Origin of the sequence: Micromonospora zamorensis (genome assembly GCF_900090275.1) — a bacterium.
GTDB classification, from domain to species: Bacteria; Actinomycetota; Actinomycetes; order Mycobacteriales; family Micromonosporaceae; genus Micromonospora; species Micromonospora zamorensis.
This window is the reverse complement of the sequence record NZ_LT607755.1, coordinates 2,860,325-2,872,585: the sequence shown is the minus strand read 5'-3', so window position 1 is coordinate 2,872,585 and position 12,261 is coordinate 2,860,325. Positions and strand designations below refer to the sequence as shown.

Below are 12,261 nucleotides of genomic sequence, written 5' to 3'. Positions count from 1 at the left end.
CCGCCGAGGGCATACTGCGTCGCGTGTTGACCCGACCCGGCTACCTCGACGCGCCCGCGCCGCTGGCGTTCGCCCACCGTGGCGGCGCCGCCGAGGGCGACGAGAACACCACCGAGGCGTTCGCCCGGGCCATCGGGCTCGGCTACCGGTACGTGGAAACCGACGTGCACGCCACCACGGACGGCGTCGCGGTGATCTTCCACGACCCGACGCTGCGCCGGGTCACCGGTGAGGCGGGGCGCATCGCCGAAATGAGCTGGGCCGACCTCGCCTCGGTACGCGTCGGCGGCGCTGCCGTCGTACCCCGGCTCGACGAAGTGCTCGGCGCCTGGCCGCAGGTCCGCTTCAACATCGACGTGAAGGCCGACAGCGGCGTCGCGCCGACGGTCGCCACCGTGACCCGGGCCGGCGCCGCCGACCGGGTGCTGCTGGCCTCGTTCAGCGACGCCCGCCTGACCCGGCTGCGCGTGCTCACCGAAGGGCGCGTCGCCACCAGCCTCGGCATGCGTGGGGTCGCCCGGCTGCGGCTCGCCTCCCTGCACGGACGCCCGCTGCGACTGCCCCCGTCGGTGGTCGCCGCGCAGGTGCCGCCGCGCTACGGGCGGGTGCCGGTGGTGGACCGCCGGTTCCTCGACTACTGCCACCGGATCGGCCTGCAGGTGCACGTCTGGACGATCGACGAACCAGCCCAGATGCACGACTTACTGGATCGTGGCGTGGATGGCATCATGACCGATCACGTCGGCGTGCTGCGCGACGTCTACCGCAGCCGCGGCCACTGGGCCGCCTGACCATCGAAGGACCCCCGATGGCCGAGACCGTGACCCCCACGGTGGACGACACCCCGCCTCCGGCGAGCACCCGCCGGGAACGCAGGGGCTGGTACATCTACGACTGGGCCAACTCCGCGTTCCAGACCACCGTGATCACCGTGTTCCTCGGCCCGTTCCTGACCACCGTCGCCGAGTTGGCGGCCGGCTGCGAACTCGGCGCGGACTCCTGCGACGGCTCTGTCTACCCACTGGGCATCAAGATCGCCGCCGGGTCCTACTACCCGTACCTGATCTCGCTGTCGGTGTTCCTCACCGTGTTCGTGCTGCCGGTCATCGGGGCGATCGCCGACCGCTCGGCGCACAAGAAGCGGCTGCTCGGCGGCGCCGCGTTCACCGGCGCCGGCGCCACCATCGCGATGGCCTTCGTCACCGGCGACCGCTACCTGCTCGGCGGGGCGCTCTTCCTGGTCGCCAACATCTCCTTCGGCGCCGCGATCGTGGTCTACAACTCGTTCCTGCCGCAGCTCGGCGGCCCCGACGAACGCGACGGCATCTCCAGTCGCGGCTGGGCGCTGGGCTACCTCGGCGGCGGCCTGCTGCTGGCCCTCAACCTCGTCGCGATCACCCTGCTCGACGAGGGCGACAACCCGCAACGCACCCTGGACCTGGCCCGCTGGTCGATCGTGTCCGCCGGCGTGTGGTGGGCGTTGTTCACCCTGGTGCCGCTGCGTTGGCTGCGCGAGCGCCCCAGCGTCGCGGCCCTGGCCAGCGGCGGCAACGTGCTCACCGACGGGTTCCGGCAACTCGCCCGCACCATGCGCGAGGTCAAGGCGTACCCGCTGACGCTGTACTTCCTGCTGGCGTTCCTGGTCTACAACGACGGCATCCAGACGGTCATCACCCTGGCCAGCCAGTACGGCACCGAAGAGCTGCGCCTGGAGCAGAGCACCCTGATCATCACGATCCTGCTGGTGCAGTTCCTCGCCTTCGGCGGCGCGTTGAGCCTGGGCGCGCTGGCCAAGCGCATCGGCGCCTGGAAGACCGTGCTGCTCAGCCTGGTGCTCTGGACCGGTGTGATCATCGCTGCGTTCCGGCTTCCCGCCGAGGCACCGCTGCCGTTCATGGTCCTCGGCGCGGCCATCGGCCTGGTCCTCGGCGGCAGCCAGGCACTGAGCCGGTCGCTGTTCAGCCAGCTCATCCCGGCCGGCAAGGAAGGCGAGTACTACGGCTTCTACGAGATCAGCGACAAGGGCACCAGCTGGCTCGGGCCGCTCGCCTTCGGCCTGGTGTTCCAGCTCACCTCGTCCTACCGGGTGGGCCTGGTCTCACTGCTGATCTTCTTCGTGGTCGGCTTCCTGCTCCTCGCGGCCGTGCCGATCCGCCGGGCCATCGTGGCCGCGGGCAACACGCCACCCCGGGTGCTCTGAGCACGCGTCCCGCACCCGACATATCAGAGGCGGTCGATCAGCTAGGCTGCCCGACCGTGACTGACGCCGCCGCCGCTGCCCCGACCTGCCTGGCCCACCCGTTCCCCGGCCAGCCGCACGCTCCGGCCGGGTGCGCGGCTGCGCGCGGGCTCGACGGGCGTCCGGTGCACGCGGCGGCGTTGAAGTTCTTCTGGGGGCCGATGGACTGCGGCAAGTCCACGATGGCGTTGCAGATGAACTACAACCACGCCCGGCAGGGCCGTCGGGGGCTGGTCACCACCCGCATCGACCGGTCGCTGGGCCCGCAGGTCACCACCCGCATCGGGCTGGCCCACGAGGCCATCGAGGTCACCGACGACCTGGACCTGCGGGCCCTGGTCCGCGGCCGGTGGGCCGACGGCGTACGCGTGGACTACCTGATCTGCGACGAGGCGTGCTTCTACACGGTGGAGCACGTCGAGCAGATGGCCGAGCTGGTCGACAGCTACGACGTCGACGTGTTCGCGTTCGGCCTCGCCACCGACTTCCGGTCCTGCCTGTTCCCCGCCACGCAGCGGCTGTTCGAGCTGGCCGACGAGGTGGCCCGCATCCAGGTCGAGGTGCTCTGCTGGTGCGGCCGGGAAGGGCTGCTCAACGCCCGGGTCGTCAACGGGCGGGTGGTTCGCGAGGGCGCCCAGGTCGTCATCGGCGACACCGTCGACACCGCCGACGTGCGCTACCAGGTGCTGTGCCGCCGGCACTACCGCTCGGGCGACCTGGGCCCCCGCGACTGAGGCGTCGACGCGGTGGCCGGCCGCCCCCGTGCTGGGGACGGCCGGCCGTCGTACGGGTGGATCAACCCACGCAGACCTGCTGCGCCCTGACGTTCCACGCCCCGGCGAACGCGACGATCTCCCGTCCGGTCGCCTCAGCGGTGTCCAGTGCCGGCTTGGGCAGCAACGTCGCCACCGAGCCGTCCCCGGTGAGCCCGGTCAACACCGCGCCGACCCCGGCGGTCTGCGACCCCGCCGGGCAGGCCAGCGTCGTCACGGACTTCGGCGAGTTCGCGTTGAACGCGCTCGTCGCCTCCGTCAACGCCATCGCCGGCAGCGGGGTGGCGCAGAACGCCTGGGTCTGCAACGTGAAGTTGCCCGGCGCGCCGAACACGTACGCGGTGCTCGACACCGAGCCGAGCGCCGAGGTGAACGCCAGCTCGTCGATCGCCACCGCGGCGTTGGCGTTGTCGATCCGGTACCCACCGCCGAAGGTCTTCTTGCCCGGCGGGCACACGGCGGTGATGCCCACCTTGTCGAGGGCGTTGTTCGCCGACGTGGTGGTGACCAGTTGCAGGCCGGCCACCGCCCCGGCCGGGGCGCAGACCGCGAACGCGTCCACCGACCACGGCACGTTCGTGGCGTTCGCTTCCACGCCGAGCACGGTGACCGTGTGCAGTGTCGCGTCGGCGTAGACGCGGGTCATCAGGACGTCACCCTGACCGTCGTTGATCCGCCCGCCGGCACCGACCACCTGGTCCAGGCCGTTGCACGAGATGGCCATCGTCTTGGCGTTCGTCGCGTCCAGGACGCTGGTCGCGGCGACCCGGTACAGGCCGACCGACGCCTGCGCCGGGCTCGTCGGCGCGAGCAGCGTCGTGGCCGCCGCCATGCCGGTCAGCACTGCCAGACCAGCCAGTTTCCGCTTCATCGGATGTTCCCTCCGCACTGCCTCGTCGACTGTCGACGACGGCTGTGGGGCCAGACTCCGCACCGTCGTCAGGAGAGCGTCAGCACGGCGACCGCCCTCGGCGTACTGACGCCACGATGACGGGCGGCTGCGACAGTGCCGGTGACGTCAGCGCGGCGTCACCGGACTCCTCACGGGGTCCACGAACAGGAGGTTTCATCATGCGTACCCGAGTGGCGGCGGTGCTGGCCGCCCTCCTGCTCAGCGGCACACTGGTTGGCGTGGGCGGCGCCGCGGCGCAGGCCGACCCGGACGCGAACCCGTGCGCCACCACCGACGGCGACCCGATCATGGGCACCGAGGGCGACGACACCCTGTTCGGCGGTGGCGGGCCCGACGAGATCTACGGGCTCGGTGGCAACGACATCATCTACGGCGGCGGTGGCGTCGACACGATCCACGGCGGCGGTGGTGACGACACCATCTATGGTGAGGGCTGCGGGGACTTCATCGCCGGCGGCGCCGGCGCCGACCTGCTCGCCGGTCTGGAAGGCAACGACGTCCTCTCCGGCTCCCACGGCGCCGACCTGCTGATCGGGGTGGCGGGCGACACCGTCACGGGGCCCGGCGGTGACACCCTCGACGGTGGGCCCGGGGTGGACACCTGCGCGGAGGACGAGACGGTCGACCCCGGCGCGATCTTCTATTCTTACGTGCTAACCGACGCGGGCCAGGAGAACTTCTACGCCTGCTGACCAGCCCCTGCCCGCAGCACACCCGGGTCCGGGAGCGGTGCGTCGATCGTACGCATCGCCCCGGCCCACCTCTCGAACGAACGCCGGGCCTCCCCGTGCCGGCCGGCACCGACGAGTGTCCCGACCAGCGCCTGGTGCGCCCACTCGTCGTACGGGTCGGCGTCGAGCAGCCGGACCAGGGCGGTGGCGGCCCGGTCGGCGTCACCGTCGCCCCGGTACCGCCGGGCAAGGTCACGCAGTGCCCGCAACCACACCGCGCGGGCCTGTTCCCGCAGCCCGTCGGCCCAGTCCGCGTAGGGCTCGTCGGCGAAGGCGTCCCCCCGGTAGGCGGCGTCCACCTCGGCGAGCAGCTCGCGGGCCCGCGCCGGGTCACCGTCGCGGGCGAGGCGCTCGGCCCGCGGGACGGCGGTGAGCAGGTTCTCCGCGTCGACGACCACCCGGGTCAGGTCGACACGTACACCGGTCAGGTCGGCGCGGACGTACCGGTCGACGGGCCACCGGCGGGACGGGTCGAGCACGGCACGCACGGCGGACAGCAGCACCGACAGGCGGTGTGCGGTCCGCCGTGGCTCGTCGTCGGGCCAGAGCAGCTCGCACAGCTCCCCCCGCCCGACGGCACGACCGCGCCGGGCGACGAGGATCTTCAGCAGAGTGCGGGCCTGTCGGGACCGCCACGCCGGCAGCGGGACGTCCCGCCCACCGACGACGACCTCGAACCGGCCGAGCACCCGCACCTCGACGGTGTCCGCGTCGGCGGGCGTCTCGGCCAACGCCCGCCCGTCGACCGTCTCGATGCCGAGCGCCAGCAGCCGGTCGGCGGCCAGCCGCGCCGCCGACCGCTGCGCGGCGTCGGCGCCCGGGAGACGGCCCAGCCGGACGACTGTCTGTTCGGCGGCCGGTCCCGCACCCGCCGCCTGCCAGATCGCGCCGGCCTCCAGCAACGCGCTTCGACTCGCGTCCGGCTCGGCGGCGACAGCCGCGGTGAGTTCCAACGCCTCCGCCAACGCGTCGGCCTGCCGACCGGTGCGGGCAGCTCCGACCGCCTCGGCCGCCCGCCGCCGGGCCAGACCCAGATCACCCCCGGCGTACGCCACCCAACCCGTCGCGACCAGCGCGCAGGACAGCAGGAACGCCGGTGCCAACCGGTGCGCCTCGTCGGCCGCGGCACGAGCGGCAGTGAGGTCGGCGCCCGTGCCCTCGCAGCGCAGCCGGGCCAGACCGGCCAACGCCGGAATGCGCACCTGGAGGTCCCCCACGTCACGGGCCAGCTCAGCGGCCTCGGCGAACGCTGCCAACGCCTCCTCCCGCCGGCCAAGGCGGCGACTGACCTCGGCCAGCCCGTAGACGCCGGCGGCAGCCCGGTTCAAACCCAACCGTTGGGATACCAGCTTGGACCGGGTGAAGTGCAGTGTCGCCTCGTCGTAGCGGCCCAGGCGTACCAGCGCCTCGCCCGCGTTGTGCAGGGCGGTCACCAGCACTCCGGGTGGGCCGGCGAGTTCCGCCGCGCGCACCGCCCGTACGGCGGTAGCCAGCGCCGACGGGTATCGGGCCTCGCGCAGCAGGCAGTGCGCCTGGTTGACCAGGACCCGTGCCTGCTGGACCAGGTCACCCGCGCGTTCCGCCGCCGCCAGCGCCTCGGCCAGGTGCTCGTCGCGGCGGGTGCCGGACGAGGTCAGCGCGGCCGCGATGTGCGCCGCCGCCAATGGGGTGTCCTCGTTGAGCTGGTGTGCGGCGGCGAGCGCCCGGGCCCCGGCGGCGACCGCGTCGTCGACCCGGCCGAGCTGGGCCAGGGTGCTGGCGCGACAGGCCAGCAGCAGCACGTCGTCGGGACCCGGTGGGGTGAGCGTCGGCGGTGCGCCCGCGCGGTCGAGCACCGCGAGGGCGCCGGCGTAGTCGGTCCGCAGGTACGGCACCATCGCCGCCCGCCAGAGCAGCCGGGCCGGCCAGCGGCGGTCCTGGTCGGCCCGGGCCAGCAGCGCGGCGAAGACCCTCGACGCCCAGGTCACCGAGCCGGACATCCGCAACGCGTCACCGAAGATCAGTTGGAGGTCGGGGTTCTGCTCGGCCTGCGGCAACGCGCTGATCAGGTCGGTGACGTCTGGCGCACCACCACCGGCGAGCATGCCCTCGCCGTGGCTGGCGATCAGCTCCGCGCACCGCCCGGTGTCGTCCGCGTCGTGCAGGGCTCGGGCCGCCGCCATCGGGTACGCGTTGGCGAGGTACCAGTCGGCGGCCGCGTACAGCCTGCGACGTCCTGAGGTGTCCGGCCGACTCGCCTGCTGGGCCAGCACCGCGGCGAGGACCCGGACCAGCTGCACAGTCGACGAGGTGTGGCCGGCCCGACGGCGGGGGTGGGCGATCAGCAACCCGGTGCGGGTCGCCCAGCGCAGCGCCTGCGCGGTGACGTCGGCTGGCGTGTCGGCGTCGACGGCCACGCACAGCGGCGCGCTGATCGGGTCGAGGTGGTGGACGCGGCCGAGCAGAGTCGCCACCTGCGCGGGCAGGTCGGCGAGGATCTCGTCGCGGGCGAAGTGCCCACCGGCGGTGCCGGGCTCGGTCAGGGCCGCGAGCAGCTCCCGCCGGCCGACGCCCTGCCGGCCGAGGGCGTCGCCAGCGAGGTGCACCCACGCCGGCCAGCCGGCGGTCAGCTCGTACACCAGGTAGGCCAGGTCGCTGTCGGGCACCGCGTGTTCGTCGCGCAGGATCCGGGCGACCGCGTCCCGGCCGAGGGCGAGGGTTTCCGGCCCGCGGTGCACGACGGGCCCGGCGCAGGCGCTCAGCGCCGCGTCGACCAGGGGGTGTCGGGCGGCAAGCGTCACCGCTGGCTGACCCGGCAGCGCGCCCAACCACCGCACCAGGGCCAGCTGGTCGTCCCCGCTGAGCGCGGACACCTCGTCCACGGCGACCCGGATTGGCGGTTGCGTGCCCGTTGGCGGGCTGTTGGCGTGCGTCGCCGCGTCGATCAGGTCCGTCGCCCGGTGACAGGCCGTCGGCTCGTCCCCGCCGACGGTCTCCAGGGCGGTGGTCTTGCCGTACCCGGCGGCGGCCACCAGCATCAGCCACCGTCGTGGCCGGGGCCGCTGCTCGGTTGTCATCGCGTCGCCTCCGCTCGTCCGAGCACCGCGGAAGGTCACCCGGAGGGCCGGTGACCCACGCTAACCACCCGGGGGCCCACCTGCGGTGACGTTGTCCGAGAACCGACGCAGTGCGACCGGGCGGGTCAGGACGGCTGCGGGACGCCTCGCCGTACGCGGAACCGGTCGGCCAAGATCACGGCGATGATCACCGCCAACGCCAGCGTGGCGCACACCGCGACGGTGGCCCCCAGCCCCACACACAACGGCACCAACGCGAGCAGGAGCACCACCGCTGCGATCCGGCTTGTCGGCAGGATCCGCCACAGCACCGCCTTGTAGGCGGCGTGCCCGGCGAGGAACAACGCCGGACCGCCCAGCGTGAACAGGGCGGCGGTCGTGGTGGCGGGGGCACCCGGCTCACGCAGGAGCTGCTCGTCACCCGCCGAGGTGACGATGATGCCGGCGACCATCACGGGGTGCAGGTAGTTGAACGCCAGCCGGCCCAGACCGCCGGTGCGCTCACCGGCTCGCGCGATGACCTCCGCCGCCGCCGGGGCGGACCGGGCGAAGTACACCCACCACAGCGCCACCGAACCGGCGAACGCCAGCACGAACGCGCCGGACATCGTCAGGTTCAGGTGTTGCGCGAGTGTGCTCCCGGTGACGAGGATCGACTCACCCAGGGCGATGAGGATGAACGCCTGGCACCGCTCGGCCAGGTGCCCGCCCTCCACCATCCACCGCTCAGCGGGACTGCGGCCCAGACCGGGCACCGGGAAGCCGGTCGAGAGGCCGATCACCTCGATCACGATCGCCGCCGCCCACAGCGCCTCCTGGAAGACGCCGCCGATCACGCCGCCGAGCGCCACGAGCGACGACGTCGCGACGAACCATGGCAGCGTCTTCTGAAACCCGTCGACCAGCCACGGCTGGCCCTGCACCGCCCACAACGCGAACACGGTGCGGCCCACCTGCACTGTCGCGTAGACGAGCGCGAAGACCAGCCCGGCGCCGGCGAACGCCTCGGGGATCGCCGCCGAGAGCAACAGGCTGCCCAGCATCAGCGCGATCAGCAGCGCCCGTACCGGCGCCTGGTCGGGTCGCAGCCAGTTCGTCCCCCAGGCGGTGTAGATCCACACGAACCAGATCAGCGCCAGCAGGAGCGCGGTGCGGGCGGCGCCACGCCAGTCCGGGTGCGCGATCAGGTAGTGCGTCAACTGGGTGGTGGTGAAGATGAAGACCAGATCGAAGAACAGCTCCATCGACGTGGTCGGCTCCACCCCCCGACGCTCGCGCAGCAACCACTGCCGCTTCGGCCGAACGGCCGGCGGCTCAGAAGGGGTCACCGCACACCCGCCAGTCGCCGCCCTCGCGGACCACCGGCAGGCGGCGTTCCTCGCTGAGCCCGCCGTCGCGGGTCAGCTTCACCGTCACCGTGCCCTGCGGTCGTCCGCTGCGGGTGGTGACGGACACGTCGGTGATCTCGTAGTCGGTGACCATCGGCGGCGTACGCACCCAACTGGTGAAGCCGATCGCGCTCCACCGGGTGCGCGCGTCCTCGCAGAGCCGGTCGTACGCCCTGTCGCTGTCGCCGAGACTCACCTCGTTGAGGAACCCGTCGGCGGTCTCCCGGATCGGGCCGGCGGCCTGACGGACGGTCTGCAGGTTCCAGGCGGCCAGTCCGGCCACCCCGACGCAGCACAGCGCCACCCCGAACCCGGCGAACGCCAACCCGGTGCGCATCGGGCGGCTGCGCCGGGCCGGTCGGCTCCACGACTGGCCGGCACCCACGACTACCGACCGTAGAGAACGCGGTCGCACCGAGGTACGACAAGTCGGAAACTGGGTGTCCCCGGTGAGTGGGTGTGCCCTGTTCGCGGCGACCACGGATCGTCTACCGTCGGCGCACACCCCCCGAGCAGTGCCAGGAGCCGATCGATGAGCCGCTTCGTGCAGCCGGTACCACCCCCCGTCGACCCGTACGCCGGTGACGGCCTGCTGCGGTCCTGGCTGGAGCGTCACCTCGGCCCGGCCGGGCACGCCGCCGCCAAGGGCCGTCTCGCCGACCTGGCCGCAGACGTCGCCGGGCCGTTGCGCGCGGCGCACGCCGACGCGGAGGCGCACCCGCCGACGCTGGTCCGCTACGACCCGTGGGGCGCCCGGGTCGACCGGATCGACACCTCCGCCGGCTGGCAGGCGCAGCGCGCTGCGGCCGCCCGGCACGCCGTGGTCGCGCTGCCCTACCTGCCGGACGCGCGCGGCACCTGGGGTGCCGCCGCCCGGGTGGTGCAACACGCCCTGCTCCACCTGTACGGGCCGGAGTCCGCGACGTTCTCCTGCCCGGTGGCGATGGCCGACGGGGCTGCGGCGCTGCTCAGCCTGCCCGAGGTGGACAACGGGGTCCGCGACGCGTGGCTGCCCCGGCTGATCTCCACGGACCCGGCCGTGGCGATCACCAGCGGGCAGTGGATGACCGAGTCGCAGGGCGGTTCCGACCTGGGCCGTTCCAGCACGATCGGCCGGCCAGCGGTGGATGGTTCGTGGCGGCTGACCGGCGAGAAGTGGTTCTGCTCGGCCGCCGACGCGGCGATGGCGGTGGCGCTGGCCCGACCGGAGGGCTCGGGGCGCGGCAGTCGGGTGCTCGCGCCGTTCCTGGTTCCCCGCTACGCGGTCGACTCACCGCTGGCCCACGGGCTGGCGCCGGGCGCACCCGCACCGGGCGTCACCGTGCACCGCCTCAAGGACAAGCTCGGCACCCGGGCGCTGCCCACCGCCGAGATCGGTCTGCACGACGCGTACGCCGTGCCGCTGGGCGACCCCGCGGTGCCCGGCCTGGTCCGGGCGATGACCCTGGTCGTGGTGACCCGGGTGCACAACGCCGCAGCGGCGGCGGGCGGTATGAGACGCGGTCTCGCCTACGCCCGGGCGTACGCCGACGTGCGGCACGTCGCGGGCGGCGCGCTGTCGTCCTCGCCGCTGCACCGGGCCACCCTGGGCACCCTGGCAGTCGACGCGGCCGGGGCGTTCGCCCTGGCCGGGCACGCCTTCGCCCTGCTCGGGCGGGTCGAGGTCGGCGCCGACCCGGAGGCCGCGGCGGAGCTGCGGATCGTGGCGCCGCTGGCGAAGCTGGCCACCGGCCGGCTGGCGGTCAGCTCCGCCAGCGAGTACGTGGAGAGCTTCGGTGGGGCCGGCTACGTGGAGGACACGGGGGTGCCCCGGCTGCTGCGCGACGCGCAGGTGCTGCCGATCTGGGAGGGCACCACCAACGTGCTGTCGCTGGACGTGCTGCGCGCGCTGACCCGGGAGGACGCCGGCGCGCCGCTGCTGGCCCGGCTCGCCGCCGCCGTCGACCTGGCCCGCCCGTTGTCGCCGGTGCTGGCCGACACCCTGGCCGGCGCCGCCGCACAGCTGGGCGACACCATCACCTCGGTGACCGCCGACCCGGGCTCACCGACGGTGCTCGCCGGCGCGCGTGGCCTGGCGCTGCGCCTGGCGTACGCGCTGACCACCGCGTTGCTCGTCGAGCACGCCGCGTGGGGCGACGAGCAGGCGGCACTGGCCGCCCGGCTGTGGGCGCGCCGCTGGCTGCGGCACGAGGAGATCGCCGAGGACGCCCACCACCACCTGGATCTGCTCTGCTGAACGCCCGACGACCCGTGGTCGCCGCATCCTGACCCGGTGTCAGCGCAGGGGCCCGCGGGCGACGGCGGCGCGCATGGCCGCCGGCTCTCCGACCGGGACGAACTCCAGCCACCAGGTGGCGCCGGCCGCGGCGAGGTCTTCGAGGTACGCCCGTTCGGCACGTTCGTCGGGTCGGCGGCGCCGGCCGCCGATCGCCACGTCGAACGGCTGGCCGTCGGCGCGGGTCGGTGGCAGGGCGTTGACCAGCTCGCGTACCTCGTCGGGGGTGAAGTCGGACCATGTGTCGGTGTCGGTGAGCTTGTACGGAACGATGCCGTCGGCGCGGGCCGCGCGGCGACGCACCGCTGCGGCCTGGGTGCTGCCGCCGACCCAGACGGGAACCCGGGGTGCCTGCACCGGCGCTGGTCGCAGCGCCACCCCGTCGGCGCGGTAGTGGGTGCCCTGGTGGTCGACCCGCTCACCGCTGAGCAGCCCGGTCAGCAGGTCGAGGCCCTCGTCGAGCATCGCGGCGCGCACCGACACCTCGGTCTGCTCGCCGAACGCGGCCAGCCCTCGGTCGCCGGGGTCTCCGACGCCGACCGCCACCGTGGCGCGGCCGGCACTGAGGTGGTCGAGGGTGAGGACCTCACGCGCCAGCTTCGCCGGGCGGCGCCGGGGCAGCGCGGTGACCGTGGTGCCCAGGCGCACCCGCCCGGTGCGTCCGGCGATCGCGGCGAGCACCAGCCACGGGTCGTAGGTGGACGGCTCGTCCCCGCTGTAGTGGATGAGGTAGTCCTCCAGGAACACGCCGTCCCAACCGGCGTGTTCGGCCAGCTCACCCAACTCCACCAGAACGGACACCGGGATGGCGGCGCCACCACAGGAGATCTCCAGGCCATGTCTCATCCGTCGACCGTAGGACGGGGGTCTGACGCGTGTGTCGGTC

The 12,261-nt window shown here is 73.5% G+C and carries 10 protein-coding genes; 5 read left to right on the top strand and 5 right to left on the bottom strand.

The window, feature by feature from the left end:
- The first annotated feature begins 23 nt into the window (after positions 1–23).
- Genes GA0070619_RS12485 through GA0070619_RS12475 form a run of 3 tightly spaced genes read left to right on the top strand, consistent with a single transcriptional unit; the run spans position 24 to position 2,973 of the window.
- On the top strand, positions 24–791 hold the full coding sequence (locus GA0070619_RS12485) for a glycerophosphodiester phosphodiesterase (RefSeq protein WP_088948215.1): 768 nt from the start codon (positions 24–26) through the stop codon (positions 789–791).
- Positions 792–808: 17 nt separating this feature from the next.
- Entirely contained in the window at positions 809–2,200 is a 1,392-nt protein-coding gene (locus GA0070619_RS12480) for an MFS transporter (RefSeq protein WP_088948214.1), read from the top strand.
- Positions 2,201–2,256: 56 nt separating this feature from the next.
- The gene (locus tag GA0070619_RS12475) at positions 2,257–2,973 is read left to right on the top strand and encodes a thymidine kinase (RefSeq protein ID WP_088948213.1); all 717 of its coding nucleotides are present in this window, start codon (positions 2,257–2,259) and stop codon (positions 2,971–2,973) included.
- Positions 2,974–3,034: 61 nt separating this feature from the next.
- Here GA0070619_RS12475 and GA0070619_RS12470 read toward each other — a convergent pair whose 3' ends face one another.
- Positions 3,035–3,883, bottom strand: coding sequence for a hypothetical protein (locus GA0070619_RS12470; protein WP_088948212.1), 849 nt, complete (start codon positions 3,881–3,883; stop codon positions 3,035–3,037).
- Positions 3,884–4,083: 200 nt separating this feature from the next.
- Here GA0070619_RS12470 and GA0070619_RS12465 point away from each other — a divergent pair, with 200 nt between their 5' ends.
- Entirely contained in the window at positions 4,084–4,617 is a 534-nt protein-coding gene (locus GA0070619_RS12465) for a calcium-binding protein (protein WP_157743986.1), read from the top strand.
- Here GA0070619_RS12465 and GA0070619_RS12460 read toward each other — a convergent pair.
- The 3 genes from GA0070619_RS12460 to GA0070619_RS12450 form a co-directional block, all read right to left on the bottom strand.
- Positions 4,605–7,712, bottom strand: a complete 3,108-nt coding sequence (locus tag GA0070619_RS12460) for a BTAD domain-containing putative transcriptional regulator (protein WP_088948210.1) — start codon at positions 7,710–7,712, stop codon at positions 4,605–4,607. The genes GA0070619_RS12465 and GA0070619_RS12460 overlap by 13 nt on opposite strands.
- Before the next feature lie 125 nt (positions 7,713–7,837).
- A complete protein-coding gene (locus GA0070619_RS12455) occupies positions 7,838–9,040 on the bottom strand; it encodes a low temperature requirement protein A (protein WP_157743985.1) in 1,203 nt (400 codons plus the stop codon).
- Positions 9,027–9,485, bottom strand: coding sequence for an Rv0361 family membrane protein (locus GA0070619_RS12450; RefSeq protein ID WP_374223712.1), 459 nt, complete (start codon positions 9,483–9,485; stop codon positions 9,027–9,029). The genes GA0070619_RS12455 and GA0070619_RS12450 overlap by 14 nt, the downstream gene beginning before the upstream one ends.
- 147 nt (positions 9,486–9,632) lie before the next feature.
- On the opposite strand from GA0070619_RS12450, the gene GA0070619_RS12445 reads away from it, so the two are divergent.
- Positions 9,633–11,336, top strand: a complete 1,704-nt coding sequence (locus GA0070619_RS12445; protein ID WP_088948207.1) for an acyl-CoA dehydrogenase family protein — start codon at positions 9,633–9,635, stop codon at positions 11,334–11,336.
- A 39-nt stretch (positions 11,337–11,375) separates the two neighbouring features.
- Here the strand turns inward: GA0070619_RS12445 and GA0070619_RS12440 are convergent, their stop codons facing one another.
- Positions 11,376–12,221, bottom strand: coding sequence for an LLM class flavin-dependent oxidoreductase (locus GA0070619_RS12440; protein ID WP_088948206.1), 846 nt, complete (start codon positions 12,219–12,221; stop codon positions 11,376–11,378).
- Positions 12,222–12,261: the final 40 nt, after the last annotated feature.